The following is a 19,576-nucleotide window of genomic DNA, read 5'->3' on the forward strand; positions in this document are numbered from 1 at the left end:
GTTGAGTGTCCGGCGCGTTGCGCGGTTTATCCCCCGGCTCCATGGCCGGGGGATCCGACGTTTGCTGTTACCAGGAGAGTCCCTGGAAGAAAATGTATCCCACGGCAAGGGGGGCCACCACCTTGCAGGCCACCTGCCATACGGGCAGCAGGGCAAAGGAGACATCGCCTTTGTTGGTGACTTCGTCCTTTGCAATGTCCGCGATGACCCACCCGGTGAAAAGAACGATGAACAATCCGCCCAGGGGCATCATGAGGTTGGAGGCGATGAAGTCCATGGTGTCCAGGAAACTCTTTCCGCACACCTTAAGGCCCCCAGCAAGGGAAATGGCCGACGGCACGCCCAGCAGGAAGATGCCGAAGCCGATGGCCCAGGGCGCCTTGTTTCGGGACCATCCCTTTTCATCGATAAAGTGGGCGCAGACCACCTCCAGCATGTTCACCGATGAGGTGAGGGAGGCGATGACGAGCAGGAGGAAAAAGAGCCCCGCCCAGAAAACGCCGCCGAACATCTGGGAAAAAACCGCGGGAAGGGTCACAAAGGAGAGACCCGCCCCAGAAGCAGGCTCAAACCCGAAGGCAAAAACCGCCGGAAAGATGATGAGGCCGGAGAGGAAGGCCACCAGGCTGTCCAGGATACAGATCTGGAAGGCTGAGGAGGGGAGGGGCTCCTCTTTTTTCAGGTAGCTCCCGTAGGTGAGCATGCCGCCGTTGCCGAGGCTCAGGGAGAAGAAGGCCTGTCCCATGGCCGCCAGGCACATGCCGCCGGTCACTTTGGAAAAGTCGGGCTTGAGGTAGAAGGAGATGCCCGCCATGGCCCCGTCCAGGGTCAGGGAACGCACCACAAGGACCACCATGATGAGAAACAGGGCAGGCATGAGGACCTTGCAGAACCGCTCGATGCCCTGGCCGATCCCTTTGGAGACCACCCAGATGGTGGCTCCCATGAACAGGGCCTGGTAGAAGATGACGGAGGGGGAGTGGGTGATGAACCCTTCAAAGGCCTGGCCTGCCTGGGCCGCAGCATCTGCTCCTGTGGGCAGTCCCTGGAACACAGACACAACGTACTTGATGGTCCAGCCGCCGATGACGCCGTAAAATGAAAGAATAATGATGGAGGCGATGATGCCCAGCCATCCCACCATGGACCAGGCCTTGCCCCCCAAGCGCATGAGGGCGCCCACGTTGTTGCGCTGGGTGTTGCGCCCCAGGGTGAATTCAGCCAGCATGACGGTAAACCCTAAGGAAAAAACCATCAGAAGATAGATAAAAACAAAGGCAGCCCCTCCGTTTTCACCCGTGACATAGGGGAATCGCCAGATGTTTCCAAGCCCTACGGCGGACCCTGCGGACGCCAGAATAAATCCCAGTCGGCTTCCGAACTGGTCCCTCTTTCCTTTCTGTTGCATACCTTCGCATTCTCCAAATCTACATTGCGGGCGAAAAGGCCCAAAAAAAGAGGCCGGATACCTAAAAAACATCGGGTACCCCGGCCCCATATGTGCGGTGGCACAGATTGCTTTTACCATCGAACCCGGTAAGGCGTGGCATGGGCAAAGGACGTTTATACAGTAACGCTCTTCCGCGTGTCAATGAGGGGGGCTGTGTAAGCGGGGGAAGTAAGGGGGCTGCGCGGGGTTGGGTTGCTCGATTTTTTCTGATTTGTGTTTGATTGTGAATCGTCCTATACTCTTGGCGCTTGATATGGGACCCGGCGGCCTGTCCCCATGACAAGGGGCGGCCATGGGGGTGCCACGGGCTTGCTATTGTTTGGCGTATTATGTTTTCGGGGGAGCCTTTCGAGGCGTCCCCCCTTGTGAGAAAGGGTGTCACATGACGGAAATGGAAGTGTTTGCAGGTGTGTGCGGGTTCAAGACGGTGATCACGGCCGACCCGACGGATAAATACAAGGCAGTCTGTACCCTTGAAACGGGGTGCCCGAACCTGAAAAAGGTGGCCGAGGCCCTGGGGGACGAGCCCCTGGATATCATGAACGAGTTGTTTGCCAAAGGGCAGTCCAAGGTGATTACCCTCTGCACGGCGCATCTTCCCCATGTCTCCTGTCCCGTGCCCGCAGCCATCCTCAAGACCCTTGAGGTAAGTGTCGGTCTGGCCCTACCCGCGGATCCGGTCCTTACCTTCAGGAAGTGAATTGTTTCCAAGCCGTCTGGAGGCGTGTCGGATGCGCATCCGGTGTTCCGGGCGGCTTTTTTTGACCGGTTCATAACGGGGCTCCGGTCCCTGCGGTCCTTTGCCATGGCTCGTTTCGGTTTTTATTGAAGCTGCGGCGCGGATCTTTTATGATGGGTGCCGTGCAAGCACAAGCCCACGGAAATCTTCCGTGGCTGTGTTCCTGAGCTTCCGTAGCCGTCCCTCCACGTCGGTTGGCGTGTTCTCTTTCGTATCCATTTATCCAATGAGGCCCCATGACCAGAAAACCTTCCCGAACATCCCTGCTTTGTCCGAATTGCAGGCGCCTGATCAGCAACGACGAGCCGTCGTGTCCTTACTGCGGAATCCGCAAGCCCGGTTCGGGGCTCAAGAACAACGCCATGGTCCGCGGCATGTCCGATCCAGACCTTATCTTTAAGGTAATCATCGGGATCAATGTCGTGATGTATGTGGCCTCCCTTGTGGTCAGCGTGTTGAGGGGGGAGAGCGTGGGCTTGACGGGCAACCCCTTGAGCTTTTTTTCTCCGTCCAATGAAACCCTGCTGTTTCTGGGGGCCTCGGGGGTGGCACCCATCAACGGACTGGGGTACTGGTGGTCCCTTGTGGCGGCCAACTGGCTCCATGGCAGCATTTTGCACATTGTGTTCAACATGCTCGCCTTTCGGAACCTTGCGCCCTTTGTCATGCGTGAGTTCGGCACCTATCGTCTGGTGATCATTTTTACCCTGGGCGGGACCCTGAGCTATCTGGTGTCGTATCTGGCCGGGGTGGATTTGACCATCGGGGCTTCAGGGGCTGTCTGTGCCCTGGTGGGGGCGGCTCTTTACTTTGGCAAGAACCGGGGAGGGGCCTACGGCAACGCCGTCTACCGCCAGGTGAGCGGGTGGGTGGTGAGCCTTGCCCTTTTCGGGTTTATCGTGCCGGGGATCAACAACTGGGCCCACGGCGGCGGCATTATCGCAGGGGCGGGCCTGGCCTGGGCCCTTGGCTACCTTGAGCGCAAGCGGGAGTCCCAGAGAGACAAGTTCCTGGCCCTCCTGTGCGGGAGTGTGACCGCAGTAAGTATCCTGTTGGGGATTTTTACCGCGGCCACCACCATGCATGTGCATATCAGGTAGGAAAAAACAGTAACTATTCAGCTTGCCTCCGGCGGGTCGCTTTTTTGAAAAAAAGCTCCGCAAAAAACGTTTCTAATGTGAAAAAGTGGACATTATTTCGGCGGAGCCTGGAACGGCTTGCTTAAGAACTGTTTGTCAAACGTTTTAAACGTTTGGCCCCCGGCAGGGCCGCCGGAGGCTTGTTTGAGCTGAATAGTTACAAAAAAAACAGATGTATTCCATATCCGGCTGCGGGCCCTGGCCCGCATCGGCAACACATATCTCGTGACCGCGCTCCATGCAGCGACGGTCACTTTTTTTATGGTGAGATCATGACACATCGACTTTGGCTGGCCCCCATGCAGGGCTACACCGAGCTGCTCTTCCGGGACGTGTATGCCGAGATTTTTTCCGGCATCGACGTTGCCGTTTCTCCCTTTATCTCTGCCCTTCCCGAAGGGCGCGCCAAGGACCGGGAGTGGAACGACGTCTTGCCGGAACTCAACACAAAGATGCCCGTGATCCCCCAGGTAATGGGCAGTGTGGCCGATGATATCGTGCTGCTTGCCAACCGTCTCTACGACCTTGGCCATCCCGTGGTGAACCTGAACCTCGGGTGCCCCTATAAAATGGTGGCCAAAAAGAAAAAGGGTTCGGGGATCCTCTGTTTTCCCGATGAACTGGACGCCCTGCTGGAGCGTTTGGTGAGCGGCATGAAAGGGCGCCTCTCCGTCAAGACCCGGCTGGGGCGTCACACCCGGGACGAGTTCCACACCCTCATTGAGATTTACAACCGGTATCCCCTGGAAGACCTCACGGTCCATCCCCGCACCGGCGTGCAGATGTACAAGGGCGATCCGGACCTCGATTTCTTTGAGTCCGTGCTCCCCGGGATCACGCATCGCGTAATCTACAACGGAGACCTGTGGTCCCTTGACCGGTTCACGGCGCTGTCAAAGCGATTTCCCACCATCTCCGACTGGATGATCGGGCGCTGGGTGATCCCCAACCCCTTTCTCCCGGCTGAGATCAAGGGCGACCGGTTTGATGACGAGACGAAACTGAGCCTGCTCAAGCAATTCCATGACGCCATCTACGCCCGCCAGGTGGAACGGCTCGACGGTCCCGGGCATGTGACCAACGTCATGAAAGCCTTCTGGGTCTATTTCAAGGACGCCTTTGAACATGGCGATCGCCTCTTCAAGCCCCTGCGCCGGCTCACCGATCTTGCCGCCTATGAAGCGGCCGTGGAGCAGATCTTTGCCGGGCGGCCCACCCTGGCCGGCTGACCTTTATCCCGCTTCGAGCCCGGTGTCCCCAGGATGCCGGGCCTGTTTCCCTCCGCCATGGCGATGGTCTGCAGCCCGTTGCCTTGCCTTTTTCCTCCCTGCCGTTCCTTGTGATCTGTATTGACTTCCGGCGATGTGATGGGTAGAACCGACGATGATACCGGTGGATAACACGTTCAATCGGCGATGAGAATTGCGGTGATGCCGGTTGCGAACGTGGGTGGGCGTGCCGAAGGTTGTTGCGGAAGCTGGTCGGCCTGCCTTGTGGAGACGATGCCGGGGAAGAGGATGAATGGTGGGTTGGTACGCGTCCGTTGGCGGGTTCTCAGGCTACCGCGGAGATGGAGGGGGCGCATGGCTGTTATTGACGAATTTGTTCAGCCGGAGTTGGTTTTTCAGGATCGGGTGTCCGGGTACTACAGGGCATGGAGCACGGCACACAGCCGAAAAGTTATTTTAAAGGTGTTGAAGCGTGAACGCCCCGGCGAGTCCGAGGTGGAGATGGTCAAACATGAATACGCCATCCTGAGGGAGTTGTCTCACCCCGGGATCATCAAGACCTATGGATTGAAACAGACGTCCCTGGGGCTGACCCTCATTCTGGAAGACATCGACGGCGAGCCCCTCAAAAAACTATACGACACAGGACTTCCCGGTCGCGACGTTCTCATCTCATGGTTCCTCGACTTTTCTCGCACCCTTGCATACTGCCACCAGGCAGGCGTGGTTCACGGTCACATCACCCCTTCACACATCATCGTAAATCAGGATACGGGCCAGGTGCAGATGGGCGGGTTCAACAACGAACCCGGGGTGATCCGGGACGACGAGTTCCAGGAAGTGGATCACCTGCTCACGGCCCTTGCCTACAGTGCCCCGGAGCTCACCGTCGCCAGGGAGGGGGAACCGGATCATCGCAGCGATCTTTACTCCCTGGGTGTGGTGATGTACGAGGCCTTCACCGGTCGCCTTCCCTTTGACATGGAGACGGTGGGGGGAATGATTCATTCCCGGGTGGCCCTGACGCCTGCCCGTCCCTGTTCGCTCTGCCTCGAGATTCCCCGTTGGCTTGATGAAATCATCATGGGCCTGATGAATCGAAACCCGGAAGGGCGCGTTCCCTCTGCCGAGGCCCTCATCGAGGCCATGGAGGCAGGCATGCGCACCGGTGAGTCGGCCGACTACCTCAGTCTGCGGCCCTCTTTGCCCCATGGTGAGGCGGTGCTCTGCGGCAGGGATGACGAAAAACGGGAGCTGGCACAATGGGTCAAGGGCATCGCCGAAGTCGGTGCCGCTGCCTTTGAACGGCCCGGTGTGATGGTGCTCTCCGGGGCGGCGGGATGCGGGAAAACCGCCCTGGCCGAGTGGCTCTGCCGGTATGCCCGCCAGCACCACCCCGAAGTGATCGTGGCCTCCGGCAAATTCGATCAGAGCGTGGAGCGGCCCGGTGCCGCCTTTGTCGGCGCACTGCAGCAGGTGGTGAGCACCCTGCTGGGCGAACCCGACGCCAAGCTTCGGGAGTGGCGAAAGGTCATCAAGCGCCTCATGGGGGACGGGGTCGCCGTCCTGTCGTCCATGGTGCCTGATTTTTCCCTGCTTCTGGAGACGGAACAGGGTGAGGCCCCCATGGACCTTGAGTCATCGGCCAAGGCCAACGTCATCCACATGGCCATGGCCAACTTTTTCCGGGTGTTCAAACAGATGGGGCGGCCCCTTATCCTGTTTATCGATGACATCCAGTGGGCCGATGAGGACTCCCGCCTGTTTCTCAACCTGTTGACAGGTATCTCCGGGGAGAAGGTGGGGCTGCTTGCCGCCTTTCGAACCAGTGAGGGCAAAAGCGCCCTGGTGGAATCGTTTTTCCAGGCCTCGACCATGAAGAAGGAGGGCATTGTGGATGTGATGCCCATCCAGGGACTGGACAGCCTTGCGGTGGAGACCTTTCTTTCCATGTGCCTCGGCGAGGACAGAAAGAGGATCGCCCCCCTGGCCGAGCTGGTGTATGCCAAGACCGGCGGCATTCCCTATCATGTGAACGCCTTTCTCGAACGGATTCTTTCCGGCGGTGAACTGGTCAGGGCCCACGGCCCCGAGGGAGAAACCTGGCACTGGAACCAGCAAAAGCTCGAGGCCCTTCCCATGTGCACCTCGGCGGCCCAGTGGATCTCCGAGCGGGTGGATGGCCTGGACATGCAGATGAGAAGGCTTGTGGAGTCGGCCTCCCTGCTGGGGCACAAGGTGGTGCCCGAACTCCTTGCCATGGTGGTTCAGCGCTCGGAAGAGAAGGTCAGGCAAGGTCTTGAGCTCCTTTGCGACAAAAAAATCCTGGTGCGTACCCGGGAGGGATACTGTTTTGCCCACGACCTGGTGCAGAAGGCCGCCTATGAGCGCATGACTCAAGGTCAGCGGGAGCTGGCCCACTTCAGCGCCGGAATGCATATCTATGAGGGGCTCAAGCATCGGGCCGGTCCCTACCTTTTTGATATTGTCTATCAGTTCAATGCCTCGGGGTCGGTGCCCATACGGGAGAGCTACCGCAAGGAGCTGGTCCTGCTGAATCTCGATGCTGGCAAGCAGGCCATGGAGACGTCCTCCTTCGGACAGGCCCTTGAGTGCTTTCGGTGCGGGCTCAGGTTCCTGGGGGAGGACGGGTGGGAGCGGGAGTACTCCCTGAGCCTGGAGATGACCTCGGCCGCTGCAGAAGCCGCGTATGCCTTAGGGGAGTACACGGTCATGGAGGCCCACGTGGCCACCGTGGAGAAGGAGGCGAGAAACGACTGGGACTGTGTGAATGTCTGGCGCATGCGAATACGCGGAGCCATTGCCGCCAACGACCTGACGGGTGCCATTGCCTTTTCAAGGGAAGCGTTGGGCCGGTTCGGTTTTCGCCTGCCCGAGAAGGCCACCCGGTTGCATCAGCTGGCCGGGCTTCTGCGCATCCGCAGTTCCCTGGCGCGACTGGGACGAAAAGGGCTCGAACAGGTTCCCGCCATGACAGATGCCGAGCATCTCTCCATCATGGAGCTTTTTTTCTCGGCCACCATGGCCGCCTATCTCTCCGGAAGCGAGCTGTCGCCTCTGATTATCTTCACCGCCCTGCGTTACAGCTTGAAGCACGGTCGTTCCAAACACACCCCGTTTCTCCTGGCCGCCTACGGGTTCATCTGCCTCCGGGTCGACAACAAGGTGGAGAAGGGGACGGCCCATGCCTACAACGCCCTTTCGCTTCTGGAAAAAGAGGAGCAGTCCGGGGTCCGGGGCAAGACCCTGTCTCTTACGGTCTGTCTTGTCCAGCACTGGAAAGAGCCCATTCAGGACCTGTTTCCGGTGTACCTGCGCGCCTACGAGCAGTCTCTGGCCGAAGGGGACACAGAGTATGCGGGAGGGGCCGTCTCCGCATGGTTTTACACCCGCTTTTTCGGCTCCGATGATTTGCACCAGCTGGCTCGGGACATGGTGACCTACGGAGAAGAGATGGAGCGCCTCAGGCTCCCCTTCACGGGGACCGTCCGTAACCTTCAGCAGACCGTGGCCAATCTCACCGATGCCAAAGCCCAGCCCGTAGCGTTTTCAGGTCCTTTCTTCACCGATGATGAGCGCCCCCGCGGGGGCGACATGCCCAACGACCATATCGCCGCATTGAACTACCATATCACCAAAGGCCTCCTGGCTTTTCTCTTCGGGGACGACGCCCTGGCCCTGCATCATGTGGGGCGGTATGCGGCCCTCATCGACATGGTGACCAGCACGTACACCATTCCGGTTTTTTCGGCTTTTGCCGCGGCGATCTGCGCACGGCACGGGGGAAGGGGACTTCCATTCCGGCAGAACGGATGGATGAAGCTGGTCCGGGAAATCGAAAAAAAGCTGGGCAAGGCGGCGGTGGATGCGCCGTGTAACTTTGCCCATCTCCATGACATGGTGCGGGCAGAGCGGTTCATGGCTCGAAAGAATGTCCAGAAGGCGGTTTATCATTTTGAGCAGGCCGCTGAGAAGGCCAAGAAAAACAACTTCACGTTTCATGAGGCGTATGCCTCGGAGAGGGCCGGTGCCTGCTATCTGCAAATGGGGAGGAAGCGGCTGGCAAGGGTGTGCCTCACAGATGCGGTGAACCTCTGGCGGTTCTGGGGGGCCGAGGCCAAAGCCCGGAAACTCGAGACGGACTACGAGCAGGTGCTCTGGCGTCTTCCGTCCATGGCCGGTAAGGCTCGGGGGCTTTCCCGCAGGGGATATTCCGGTGAGGCGTGCTGTTCAAGTGAGGGGGTTCTCGATTTGGAGGGGCTCTCCAGGGCTTTTGAGGCCCTGTCCACGGAACGGAATTACGATCGGCTCGTCAGGAAGCTTGTTGACACGGCCCTTGAGTACGGCGGTGCCGAGGCCGGTGCGGTCTGTCGCACGGATGACGGCCAGGTCCGGCTTGAGGCGTGGAAGGGGTTCGGTGCCAGGGAGGTTTCCCTTTGCGGCTCTTCCGTTCTTTCCGAGGAGACCCGGCTGCCGGTGGCGATGATCCACTACGTGGCCCGGACCGGCAGTCTGCTTCAGTACAATCACGGTGAAACCCCCGTGGTCTATGATCCCTACTTTGATGACTTTGGGTGCGGCAGTGCCATCTGCATTCCGTCCATGGTACAATCCCGGCAATGTGGTATCCTCTACCTTGAAAACCGGACCCTGGACCATCTTTTTGACGGACGGCGCCTGCGCGTCCTCAAAACCCTTGCCTCCCAGATGGCCGGGGCCATGGAAAACACCCGGCTGTATGAAAGCCTGAAGGACCAGGCGGAAAAACTCCAGATGGTGAACCGGGTGCTGAAAAACGAGGTGACGGACCGCAGGGCCAAAGAGGATGCCCTCAAAGAGAAGGAGAGGGAGCTCAAGGAGTCCGGTGAAAAGTTGTCCGAGGCCAACATTTCCCTGAAGCAGATGTTGAGCAAGAGCGATGAAAACATGAGTGAGATTCAGGAAAACATGATGAGAAATGTGGATGACTTGATTTTACCCTACATCGAAAGGCTCAAAGGGACCCAGCTGACAAAGGCCCAGGAGAACCTCGTGGAGATGCTGGGGAAGAATATCGACGACATCCTCTCACCCTTTGCGCGGAACATCAATGCCGGCTATTTTCGGTTGACCCCGGCGGAAATCCAGACCGCCCAGCTGGTGCGCAGCGGAAAGACCACAAAGGAGATTGCCGACCTGCTCAACCTGTCCCCCCGGACCATCGATGCCTACCGGGACAGTATTCGGGAAAAACTGGGGCTTAAGAAAAGTGGGGTGAACTTGAAGGTTTACCTGATGCAGATGTAATCAACACGGTATGGGTTACCGTATTTTTACCGTGTTTTTACGGTTAACACATTCCCGATGAATCTGCTAAGGATTGTGTTACCTTCGGTTCGGACGCCTCCTCTGACAAGGTGAATCCAGGAACCCTATCCCACCTCATAAGAAATCGATAATTCCCGATGTCAGACCTTACATGATCAAGAGACTATTTTCACCCTCGGGCTCCCTGGCATTAACGCTGCTCTCCGCGGCGTAGGGAGCCCGGTCCCTCCTTTTTTCATCGCGTTCCCTTCCCGTTGACAACGATAGATTCGATCCCTATATTTCTTTGACTGTTTCATGATGGGGCGCCACAGGCACCAAACGCTTCAGCGCCGCTTTGACGCAACGCATGCCGTTGCATTCATCGTTATTGAGTCCGACCACAGATGTCAAAGGAGAGTTTGTTCCCATGAAGATCGCGTTCCCGACAGAAAAATTCGACGAACTTGAGAGCCCTGTATACAACCATTTCGGGTCAGCAAATTTTTTCGTGATTGTTGATACGGAGACCGAAACCTGTGAAAAGGTGCTGAACCAGGACCTGGACCATCAGCACGGCAAGTGCCAGCCCCTGAAGGCCCTGGGCGGGCGTTCCGTGGATGCGGTGGTGGTGGTGGGGATCGGTGGCAGCGCCCTCGGAAAGCTCAAGCACAAGGCGGTACCTGTTTATAAAGCCGTGGAGGGGACGGTGCGGGAGAACCTCGCCAAACTCGACAAGGGGGAACTCAAGGAGTTTATGCCCATTGATGTGTGCGGCGGTCACGGAGATGCCTGCGACCACCACTAGTGAATGGCCGTGCCTTCAAGGCATGGCAAAGGCGTGACACAGATAACTGACGGCAGTCCTCAAGTTGTAAGGGCTGCCGTTTTTTGTTTTTCAGCCCTTGTCACGCACCGACAGGACGCCCTGGTCTGAGATGTGAAGGGGGCTTTCAGGAAAATCCTCAGAAGAGAGGCGTGCCGCCTCCCTGGCCGCTTCATGGGACGGATCGGCAACGGGCAGGCTTTTGTAAGGCTGTCGAAGGGAGCGGATGCGTCCTTCCTCAAACCGCCCGTCCGGGCCTAAGGTGACGTTGAGTACAGGGGCCAGGCCTTTGGGGCCTTCCAGGTTAAAGCGTGCCCAGGTGAAAAAATTGCCCAGGCTGTAGGCAATGAGACGGCCTTTGTAGAGCTCCATCCCGCGAACCACATGGGGCCCGTGGCCGATGACGAGATCGGCGCCCGCGTCTACCATGTCATGGGCAAACCCATGGAGATCACCCCGGTTTTCTCCCAGGTAGGTCTCCGACGCGCGGGGCACATGCTCTGCCCCGTTTCCTTCTGCCCCGCCATGCATGGAGACAATGACCACGTCACAGATGCGGCTGAGGGTTCTGACGCGCCGGACAGCGGCCTCTCTGTCCAGCAGATCCGCTACCCCCTTGTGGGGGGCAAAGGCTGCAAAGCCGATGTACAATCCGTTGGCGTAGAGAATGTCCCAGGGCTTTTCCAGGGTGCCTGCACAGGCAATCCCGCTTTCTCCGAGCCGCGCAACCGTGCTCCTGCGGCCCGGCTCCCCGAAATCGCTGATGTGGTTGTTGGCAAGGCTGAAGAGGTTGAACCCTCCGCGCTTCAGCGTGTCGGCATACCCAAAGGGAATGTTGAAGGCGTAACATGTCGTAGAGTCCTTGCAGGCCTTGAGGCAGGGCGCGTCCCCGGCCATGGTGCCTTCGAGGTTTCCGAAGCGGACATCCGCATCCCCCAGGATCCGGGCTAGGGTGGTGGAGAAGACCCCATGGGGGATCGGGGAGAGATATTTGGGGTCCGGGAACGAACTCGACGGCATGATGTCTCCCACCGCCGTGATGGTGAGTCCGGCCCGGCCCGCACCGGCCGGAGCGGGCGCGCACAAAATGCAGATCAGAAGAAAGAGAAGAGCGCTAGCGGGTGGGCGGCATGTCATGGTGGCCTCATGAGTCGTGGAATCGTTTATTGGAAAAAATGGAGAGTGTAGCCTTATCGGCCAGATAACGCAAAGGAAAGCTTCAGGAAATTTTCCATGGGCTGAAGGGCGCAAAGACGGCATTGGCCGCCGAATGCCAACAGGCCCGTGAGGTTTTGCTTGCATCGAGCCAGAGGGCTGCTGTCTCCTGTGCGGGGCCGTGCAGTATGGAGACGCTGTTGAGCCAGGCGTACTGGAGTCGCTCGCCGTGTTCCAGAAGGAGGTTCATGGATCGGAAGCTGTTGTCCGTCAGGGTTTTCTGGAATTGGATGATTTGCTGCATCAGGTTCAGAGGGTTCATGGGAAGATCCTTATGGGTTGCGGGGTTGTCGTTGCGTGCAAGAGGCGGGTGACGTGTTGAAAACACAAAAGGCGCTGCCGGTTCGGGTAGCGCCTTTGGGTCTGTGAAAAGCTTGAAAACATGGCCTCCAAGTTGTCACTTCTCATCTTTGGGCTGCAGCATGTCGATGAGGCGATCGTAGTGATCGGTGACGTACTTTCGGAACTCATTCTGGTTGCTGGTGAGCTGGGCCTGCCACTCATCCAGGAACGCGCGACCGGAATCGGGGATTCCCTTGTTGCCCGCCATGAACGCCGTGGTGACCTTTTGTGACTGTTCCTGCATCTTCAGCATGGTGTCGAAGGTGGTGTTGAAGGCACTTTTCTGGAAGTCAATGAACCGGACTCCCATGCGTGCGGCATCGGACGTGTTGAACATCTCCATGTTCTTTGACATATCCCAACTCTTCCATACGTCAAAGCCTTTCATCATGTCGGTAAAAGCCTGGTTCATGGGTTCCTCCTTGAGGGCGGGGCATGCGTTGAAGTGGTTTGGGGTGATACGCACCTGATACCGGAATGGCCCGATGTCCGACGACCGGTGTCGATCAGGTAATCAGGCACACGCAGGATGTTTGGTATGCGCAACGATGATGTTATCGTAAAAAGGCATTGCCGAAAGCGCCTTTTGTGGCAAACCCCACGGTTTCTCGGAAAGGCGGCTTTTGTTGTGCTTCGTCCTTTCGGTGAGGGAATGACCTTTTGCGATGCCATCAAATTCAGGGTTCTTGAAAACGACAAGCCGTATCAAACCGGCTGAAAAACGTCATAAGTCAGAGATATAGCGAGTTGAGCTGAAGTGGAATACTGTTGAGTACCGGATCAGGGTGTGGTGACGACCCGGTGATTTGCGGAGATCACGTGCAGTGTCAAGCTTTAGTGACAAATGATATAGGTAAAAGAATGTATTGTCAACACGATATCCCGGAAATGCCCGCGTGGGGTTCAGCCCTGTAACACGGGTCTTCAAAGCGCGTTTCAGGGCTGCGGAGCAAGCCATATCAAGACCAAACGGTCTGTTGAAAAAATGCGGGGCAGGGGGTATAAGGAACACGAAATAAAACGACAGGGATACCCATTACCGACAGTTGGAGGCGATTTTTATGATAAAGGCAGGAATTATCGGGGCCACGGGATACACCGGAGCCGAGCTGGTGCGTATGCTTTCGGCTCACCCGGATGTGGAGCTCACCGTTATTACGTCACGTCAATACGAAGGAAGTCCCATCAGCGACGTATACCCCTCCCTTTCCGGGCGGTGCGAGCTGGTTTGTGAAGCGTTTGACCTCGAGACCTTCTGCGACCGGGTGGACATCGCCTTTACCGCGCTTCCCCATAAAATACCCATGGATATCGTGCCCGGTCTCCTGAAGGGCGGGGTTCGCGTGGTGGACCTCTCTGCAGACTTCAGGTTCCGCAATGTGGCGGATTACGAAGCCTGGTACCAGCCCCACACCGCCTCCGAGCTCTCCGAAAAGGCGGTCTACGGCCTGTGCGAACTCTACCGGGACCAGATCCGTGACGCGCGCGTTGTGGGGAACCCCGGGTGCTACCCCACAACGATTCTGCTGGCCCTTGTGCCGCTGCTGAAAGCCGGGATCATCCGGGCCGAAGGGATCATTTCCGATTCCAAGTCCGGGGTGAGCGGAGCGGGCCGGGGGCTCTCCCTGGGGTCCCATTTCTGCGAGGCCAACGAGTCGTTTAAAGCTTACAAGGTTGACGGGCACCGCCACAGGCCCGAGATCGAAGAGGTGCTTTCCGCAGCACACGGGGATGCGGTGGAGATTACCTTTATCCCGCATCTGATTCCCGCCACCCGGGGCATGCTGTCCACCATCTACTGCACCCTTGTGGAGGGGAAAACCGAGGACGACGCCCGGAAGGTCCTTGCTGAAACCTATGGGGCGAGTCCTTTTGTCCGGCTGCGCGAGAAGGGCAGGGTACCCGATATTCTCCATGTCCAGCACACGAACTTCTGCGATATAGGCCTTGCATCCGATGCCCGCGGCGGGCGCCTGGTGGTCATGTCTGCCATTGATAACCTCCTCAAGGGAGCGTCCGGGCAGGCTGTTCAGAACATGAACATCATGGCCGGCCTGGACGAACGCGCCGGGCTGCTTTAACTCAGGAGACCGTCGATTCCATGGACGATGCGCCGGATTGTCCTCTTTTTCGTTGACAGGCAGGAAGCTGTCTTTCATAATCAGCGAAATGTGACCGGCGGTCAGAAATTGAACCGATTGTGTGTGCCGGTTTTCCAGAAGAACGGACAGGTGGTGAGATGGCGCGACGACAGCAGGAAAAATCCATGGAGACCCATGACGAGCTCAGGGCCTCGGCGATTCATTTTTTCGGAGAGAAGGGGTTCAACACAACCACCATCTCCGAAATCACCGAGCACGCGGGCTATGCCAAGGGAAACTTTTACAGGTACTGGAAGAGCAAAGACGATCTCTTCCTGAGTATCATGGAAGAGAAGTACCGTCTCTACAGGGCCCGTCGCGTGGATTCCCTGAACCAGGCGTCCAGCATGGACGATGTCATCGGGGTTATCATCGATTTTCTTGAGCAGATCCTTGACGACGGCAAGTGGGCGCGGGTTTTTCTTGAGTTCACCATTCACGCATCGGGCAACGACGAGGTGAGGAAAGAACTCAACAAGAGTTTCTACCGCCTCTCCAGCGATCTGTTTGCCGATATCGTGGCTCCCCACCGCAGGGAGCCTGTCTACCCGTCGAAGAAGCTGGGCGGTATTGTTACCGCCCTTTTTGAAGGGTTCCTCATTCAGATTCTGCTGGGTTCCAACAGCATCGACAAAGAGGATCTGCGCACGGCCATCCGTACACTGGTGCTGCACATCGACAATCCATAAAAGAAAGACAGGCGGGGCAGGGGATTTTATCCTTTTGCCGGCAGCGCCTGTCTTTTTTGTGCCTATGAGTGACCGCTGGTCATAAAGTGGGCGATGGTCACGAGCCTGTTTGGGCGCAATCATGATACAGGAAAGCGAAGGAGAATGAGCGTGGGGAAGAGAACTAAGGCAATGGGCCCGGGATGGGCGGTAAGGGCAGTGCTCCTTGGGGTGCTTGTGCTGGTGGGGTGCAGTGGGGACAATGGCGCCGGGAAGAAGGCGGCCCCGGAAAAGGCCGCTGCCACAAAGACAGCTTCGCCCCTGGAGCAATGGCGGCCCGGGTTTGACCCGTCCACGGCCACATACCGCTGCATTGTATCCAATGTCTCTCATCCCGTCATGAAGGGCGTTTATGCCGGGTTTGCCATCCGTGACGTCCTGTGGGAGCGGACCGGGGGAAAAATTTACTTCGACTACCGGCCCCTTTCGGTTCTGGGAGGGGAGGTGGAGGTCCTGGGGCAGCTCCAGATGGGCGCCATCCAGGGCATGGCCGTAAGTTCGGTGGCCGCCACAAACCTCGGGCCGCGGTTCGGACTGGTCAACCTTCCTTACCTGGTGAACACCTTTGACAAGCTGGACCGGTTCATCAAAAGCGGGCCCCTTTTTGATCATTTCATGCGTGCCATGGCCCATCAGGGCATCACGGGGCTGGATATCACCGGCTACGGAAGCTACGGCTGGGCCACCACAACCCCCGTAACCCAGCTCGCCGAGGCCGGAAAGGTGAAGTTTCGCATCGCCGAAGCCGGCGTGAACAAATCCCTGTACGACGCCTGGGGCCTGAACCCTGTGGTGATGCCCTGGCCGGATGTGCCCGTGTCCCTCAAGCAGGGCGTGATCACCGGGCTGGATCATACCCCCATGGTGTGCAATATCACGAAAAAATTTGAGGTGGCCAAGCATTACACCCGGGTCAACTACGCCCAGGGGCTGTTTATCTGGGTGTTCAACTCCGCCTGGCTGGAAAGCCTGCCCGAGGACCTCCGCGCCACCTTTATCGAGGTGGTCCATGAGGTGTGCGCCGAAATCCGGGAAGAGACCCGTGCCCAGGAGGAGGCGCAGATTGCCGATGCCAAGGCAAAGGGGGTGACATTTTACGCATTGCCTGAAGCGGAGATGGCGCAGCTTAAAGAGAAGGGCGATTCCGTTCACCAGGCATGGAAAGAGGAGATCAACCGCCTGGGCGACGGGGATACCTATCGTCCGAAGGATTACCTCTCCGAGGTCCGAAACCATCTGGGCTACACCAACTAACCCTTGACCCGGGCTCCGGGCTCTGGCCTTTTCCTTAGCCCTTAGCCCTTAGCCCTTAGCCCTTAGCCCTTAGCCCTTAGCCCTTAGCCCTTAGCCCTTAAGCCCTTTGCCTTGGATATGTAATGACAGCCTTGTGGAATAAAATCGATCGTGTGGTGACCTCCTTTGAGGAGTGGACCCTGTTTCTTACCGTCATGGCGGCCCTTTGGGCGCTTTTTGCCAGCGTGTGCCTGCGCTACGGCATAAATCACTCCCTGGCCTGGTCTGAAGAGCTGGTCAGGCTGGTCATTGTCTACACCACCTTTGTGGGGTGCAGCCGAGCCGTGAAAAACGGGGCCATGGTGCGCATCGACGCCCTTGTTCAGTTTTTTCCCCGCCTCAAGAAGCCGCTGATGCTCTTTTCATACGCAGCCGTCCTCGTGTTTGCCGGGGTGCTTATCGTCTACGGGGCCAAGATGGTGGGGCTCCAGGCCCGAACCGGCCAGAAAACCATCATCATGCAGATCCCCATGGCCTGGCTCTATGGGATTCTTCCCCTCTCCGGGGGACTCATGGGGCTTCGCGCCTGCGCCCAGGCCCTGACCCTTTTCAAGGGAACCCGCGAAGGGGAGACCGGGGGTGACCATGGGGAGTAACGAACTCATCATCCTCTCTGTTCTCCTGGGCTGCATGGCCGCGTACATTCCGGTTGCCATCTCGCTGTTTTTTACGGCGGCGGCAGGGTTTCTTCTGTTCACCGATCTTCCGGTGCTCCTGCTTGTGCAGACTCTTTTTAAAAGCCTGGACAACTTCGCCCTGGTGGTGGTCCTTTTTTTTATTCTCTGCGGAAACATCATGACCGCCGGAAGCATTGTCTCCAAGCTGATCCGGGTGGCCGACGTGCTGGTGGGATGGCTTCCCGGGGGGCTCGGCATGGCCGGGGTGGTGGCCTGCGCTTTGTTTGGGGCCATCTCGGGTTCCACGGTGGCGACGGTGGTGGCCATCGGTGGTTTCATGGTTCCGGCCCTCATGGATCACGGCTACGATGAATCGTACACGGTGGGGCTCATGGCCACTTCTCCCAACCTGGGGGTGATCATCCCTCCGAGTATCGGCATGATCCTGTACAGCATGATCAGCAATGTGTCCCTGGAAGGGTTGTTTCTTACGGGCTTTGTCCCCGGAGTGCTTATTGTGGGGGGGATCTGTCTCTACACCGGGATCCTGCATCGTCGCGGCGGGCGGGTGGAAAGGCGTGATGTGCCACACGCCGGAGAGGTGATGGGGGCCCTTAAGGAGGGTTTCTGGGCCCTGATGCTTCCGGTGATCATATTCGGCGGTATCTTTTCAGGGGTCTTCACAGCCAATGAAGCGGCGGTGGTGGCCTGTGTCTACGCGTTTTCCGTGGAGCTTTTCATTCACCGGTCCATGAACCTTGCCGAGCTGAAGCAGATCACCGTCAGTTCTGCGGTGACCTCGGCAACCCTGCTGATCATTGTGGCCGGGGCCACCTGCTTCGGGCGTTATCTCACCTTTGAAAACATACCGGGACGCATCACAGAAGGGGTGATGATGACGGTCTCATCGGGGTGGGGATTTCTCCTGTTGATGAACCTGCTTCTGCTGGTGACCGGGATGTTCATGGATATCATCTCCGCCACCCTGATCCTGGGGCCGGTCCTGATTCCCATGCTTCCGCATTTCGGGGTGGACCCCATGCACTTCGGCCTGATTCTCACCGTGAATCTGGCCATCGGGTACTGCACGCCACCCATGGGGGTGAGCCTTTTTATCACCGGTTCCATTGCAAACCGGGGTCTGGTGTTTGTGTCCCGGGCGGTGATGCCTTTTCTCCTCATTCAGCTGGCGGTATTGTTTCTGATTACCTTTGTTCCGGGCCTTGTGATGTGGTTACCCGGCTTGCTTCGGTAGCCTGTGGAGCGTGTTGATGGGTAAAGGCTCTGAAAATACATGATATCCGTTAAGTGTGTTTTGGGCGGGCAAACCTTTTTTATGGGTGGGGCCGGGGGCTCCGGCCTGGCTTTTCCTGCGCGATGCTTGACAGCCGCACCTCTCCATGGTAGCAAATTAGCCTGATAACAATGATGTGCGCTCTCCCTGCACATCTGCCGCAAGGGCTTCGGCCTGCCAGAGTATCCCTATTCCAGGGCGTTTTATTTCGCTCCTGGCTGTTGACACCGTGGAGCCTATGAAACACAGGTATACCTTTTATATAGTCGGTTCCGGAAAGAAACCCTTCCGGCAGCTTGCCTTGACCGGACGGGGTATCCTTGTCTTTCTCGTCCTTCTCACGGCACTCTCCTCAACGTTATCCGTTGCCCTTTATGCCCAGTGGGCCTCCTTTCGCCACCAGAAAGCCGCTGACGCTTTTTCCCTCTCCATGGAGCGCAAGGACGTCGAGATCAAGGCCAAAGAAGAGCAGCTTGTGGCCCTTGCCCGGGAGATCAACGGGCTCAAGGGAAACCTCATGGCCCTCTACGACTTCGAGAAAAAAATCCGCGTCATCGCCAACCTGGGCAGCCCCTCCAAGGGGGACAGTCTTTTTGGTGTGGGTGGTGCAACACCGCGGGACATCGATACAAACCTGATTATCCACGAGCAGGGCGAGGCCCTGGTCCGTGAAATGGCCGAGCAGATCCAGGAGACGAGCCTGGCAGCCGAAGAGGAGCTGGGGCGTTTCACCTCTCTGTACGATATTTTGGATGAAAAGCGTTCCATCCTGGAATCCACACCTTCCATCAGCCCCACCACGGGCTGGATTTCGTCACGGTTCGGGCACCGCATCTCCCCATTTTCCGGCAAGAAGAGGTTTCACAAGGGCTACGACATCGCCAACCATGTGGGCACCCCCATTTACGCGCCTGCCGACGGGGTGGTGACCTATGCCGGAGCCCGCGGCTCCATGGGCATTATGGTCTCCCTGGACCATGGGCATGGCATGCTGACCCGCTACGGGCATCTCTCCAAAACCCTGAAGAAAAAAGGGGAGCATGTAAAGCGTGGGGACAAGATCGCCCTGATGGGAAACACCGGGCGGAGCACCGGTCCTCACCTGCATTACGAGGTGCATCTCAACGGCATGCCTGTTAATCCCGAGAAATATATCCTCGATTGACCGAGATCCCCCGCCGGGCTCACTTTTTTTGCCGGGTTCCCCACCGCCTTTCCCTTGATTTTATCCCCGTTTTGTACAACTATGTGGCGGA

15 protein-coding genes are annotated in these 19,576 nt (G+C 57.9%); 11 read left to right on the forward strand and 4 right to left on the reverse strand.

The features are described from left to right. Positions 1 to 67: 67 nt before the first annotated feature. Positions 68 to 1,408 carry a sodium-dependent transporter gene (locus MSL71_RS24270; RefSeq protein ID WP_180146405.1) on the reverse strand — a complete coding sequence of 447 codons (1,341 nt, stop codon included), beginning with the start codon at positions 1,406 to 1,408 and terminating at the stop codon, positions 68 to 70. A gap of 424 nt (positions 1,409 to 1,832) precedes the next feature. Here MSL71_RS24270 and MSL71_RS24275 point away from each other — a divergent pair, with 424 nt between their 5' ends. The 5 genes from MSL71_RS24275 to MSL71_RS24295 all read left to right on the forward strand — a co-directional run bounded on the left by MSL71_RS24275 (position 1,833) and on the right by MSL71_RS24295 (position 10,672). Then, positions 1,833 to 2,150 (forward strand): DUF6951 family protein, encoded by a 318-nt coding sequence (locus tag MSL71_RS24275; RefSeq protein ID WP_180146408.1) that lies wholly within the window; start codon positions 1,833 to 1,835, stop codon positions 2,148 to 2,150. Positions 2,151 to 2,425: 275 nt separating this feature from the next. Then, entirely contained in the window at positions 2,426 to 3,289 is an 864-nt protein-coding gene (locus MSL71_RS24280) for a rhomboid family intramembrane serine protease (protein WP_180146411.1), read from the forward strand. A 311-nt stretch (positions 3,290 to 3,600) separates the two neighbouring features. After that, positions 3,601 to 4,557, forward strand: a complete 957-nt coding sequence (locus tag MSL71_RS24285; RefSeq protein WP_180146415.1) for a tRNA dihydrouridine synthase — start codon at positions 3,601 to 3,603, stop codon at positions 4,555 to 4,557. A gap of 354 nt (positions 4,558 to 4,911) precedes the next feature. After that, positions 4,912 to 9,864 (forward strand): protein kinase domain-containing protein, encoded by a 4,953-nt coding sequence (locus tag MSL71_RS24290; RefSeq protein ID WP_180146418.1) that lies wholly within the window; start codon positions 4,912 to 4,914, stop codon positions 9,862 to 9,864. A gap of 430 nt (positions 9,865 to 10,294) precedes the next feature. Further along, positions 10,295 to 10,672 (forward strand): NifB/NifX family molybdenum-iron cluster-binding protein, encoded by a 378-nt coding sequence (locus tag MSL71_RS24295; protein ID WP_180146421.1) that lies wholly within the window; start codon positions 10,295 to 10,297, stop codon positions 10,670 to 10,672. 90 nt (positions 10,673 to 10,762) lie between these two features. Here MSL71_RS24295 and MSL71_RS24300 read toward each other — a convergent pair whose 3' ends face one another. The 3 genes from MSL71_RS24300 to MSL71_RS24310 form a co-directional block, all read right to left on the reverse strand. Beyond that, positions 10,763 to 11,827, reverse strand: coding sequence for a CapA family protein (locus MSL71_RS24300; protein ID WP_180146424.1), 1,065 nt, complete (start codon positions 11,825 to 11,827; stop codon positions 10,763 to 10,765). 82 nt (positions 11,828 to 11,909) lie between these two features. Continuing rightward, positions 11,910 to 12,167 (reverse strand): hypothetical protein, encoded by a 258-nt coding sequence (locus MSL71_RS24305; protein WP_180146427.1) that lies wholly within the window; start codon positions 12,165 to 12,167, stop codon positions 11,910 to 11,912. Between the two features lie 135 nt (positions 12,168 to 12,302). Further along, positions 12,303 to 12,659: a hypothetical protein gene (locus MSL71_RS24310; protein WP_180146430.1), complete on the reverse strand. Its 357-nt coding sequence runs from the start codon at positions 12,657 to 12,659 to the stop codon at positions 12,303 to 12,305. A 649-nt stretch (positions 12,660 to 13,308) separates the two neighbouring features. Between MSL71_RS24310 and argC the strand changes: the two genes are divergently transcribed. From argC to MSL71_RS26770, 6 genes are all read left to right on the forward strand, one after another. Further along, positions 13,309 to 14,328: an N-acetyl-gamma-glutamyl-phosphate reductase gene (argC, locus tag MSL71_RS24315; protein ID WP_180146433.1), complete on the forward strand. Its 1,020-nt coding sequence runs from the start codon at positions 13,309 to 13,311 to the stop codon at positions 14,326 to 14,328. A gap of 158 nt (positions 14,329 to 14,486) precedes the next feature. Next, entirely contained in the window at positions 14,487 to 15,077 is a 591-nt protein-coding gene (locus MSL71_RS24320; RefSeq protein WP_180146436.1) for a TetR/AcrR family transcriptional regulator, read from the forward strand. Between the two features lie 150 nt (positions 15,078 to 15,227). Continuing rightward, positions 15,228 to 16,370 carry a TRAP transporter substrate-binding protein gene (locus MSL71_RS24325; protein WP_246317913.1) on the forward strand — a complete coding sequence of 381 codons (1,143 nt, stop codon included), beginning with the start codon at positions 15,228 to 15,230 and terminating at the stop codon, positions 16,368 to 16,370. A 122-nt stretch (positions 16,371 to 16,492) separates the two neighbouring features. Beyond that, positions 16,493 to 17,005, forward strand: coding sequence for a TRAP transporter small permease (locus tag MSL71_RS24330; protein ID WP_180146438.1), 513 nt, complete (start codon positions 16,493 to 16,495; stop codon positions 17,003 to 17,005). Next, positions 16,995 to 18,281 (forward strand): TRAP transporter large permease, encoded by a 1,287-nt coding sequence (locus MSL71_RS24335; protein WP_180146441.1) that lies wholly within the window; start codon positions 16,995 to 16,997, stop codon positions 18,279 to 18,281. The genes MSL71_RS24330 and MSL71_RS24335 overlap by 11 nt, the downstream gene beginning before the upstream one ends. 277 nt (positions 18,282 to 18,558) lie before the next feature. Beyond that, entirely contained in the window at positions 18,559 to 19,485 is a 927-nt protein-coding gene (locus MSL71_RS26770) for a M23 family metallopeptidase (RefSeq protein WP_180146444.1), read from the forward strand. Positions 19,486 to 19,576 lie beyond the last annotated feature (91 nt).

Origin of the sequence: Desulfoluna butyratoxydans (assembly GCF_900699765.1) — a bacterium.
Lineage (GTDB): Bacteria > Desulfobacterota > Desulfobacteria > Desulfobacterales > Desulfolunaceae > Desulfoluna > Desulfoluna butyratoxydans.

Coding starts and splice junctions, on each gene's coding strand:
- MSL71_RS24270 (WP_180146405.1), bottom strand. CDS start 1,408: ATGCAACAGAAAGGAAAGAGGGACCAGTTCGGAAGCCGACTGGGATTT.
- MSL71_RS24275 (WP_180146408.1), top strand. CDS start 1,833: ATGACGGAAATGGAAGTGTTTGCAGGTGTGTGCGGGTTCAAGACGGTG.
- MSL71_RS24280 (WP_180146411.1), top strand. CDS start 2,426: ATGACCAGAAAACCTTCCCGAACATCCCTGCTTTGTCCGAATTGCAGG.
- MSL71_RS24285 (WP_180146415.1), top strand. CDS start 3,601: ATGACACATCGACTTTGGCTGGCCCCCATGCAGGGCTACACCGAGCTG.
- MSL71_RS24290 (WP_180146418.1), top strand. CDS start 4,912: ATGGCTGTTATTGACGAATTTGTTCAGCCGGAGTTGGTTTTTCAGGAT.
- MSL71_RS24295 (WP_180146421.1), top strand. CDS start 10,295: ATGAAGATCGCGTTCCCGACAGAAAAATTCGACGAACTTGAGAGCCCT.
- MSL71_RS24300 (WP_180146424.1), bottom strand. CDS start 11,827: ATGACATGCCGCCCACCCGCTAGCGCTCTTCTCTTTCTTCTGATCTGC.
- MSL71_RS24305 (WP_180146427.1), bottom strand. CDS start 12,167: ATGAACCCTCTGAACCTGATGCAGCAAATCATCCAATTCCAGAAAACC.
- MSL71_RS24310 (WP_180146430.1), bottom strand. CDS start 12,659: ATGAACCAGGCTTTTACCGACATGATGAAAGGCTTTGACGTATGGAAG.
- argC (WP_180146433.1), top strand. CDS start 13,309: ATGATAAAGGCAGGAATTATCGGGGCCACGGGATACACCGGAGCCGAG.
- MSL71_RS24320 (WP_180146436.1), top strand. CDS start 14,487: ATGGCGCGACGACAGCAGGAAAAATCCATGGAGACCCATGACGAGCTC.
- MSL71_RS24330 (WP_180146438.1), top strand. CDS start 16,493: ATGACAGCCTTGTGGAATAAAATCGATCGTGTGGTGACCTCCTTTGAG.
- MSL71_RS24335 (WP_180146441.1), top strand. CDS start 16,995: ATGGGGAGTAACGAACTCATCATCCTCTCTGTTCTCCTGGGCTGCATG.
- MSL71_RS26770 (WP_180146444.1), top strand. CDS start 18,559: ATGAAACACAGGTATACCTTTTATATAGTCGGTTCCGGAAAGAAACCC.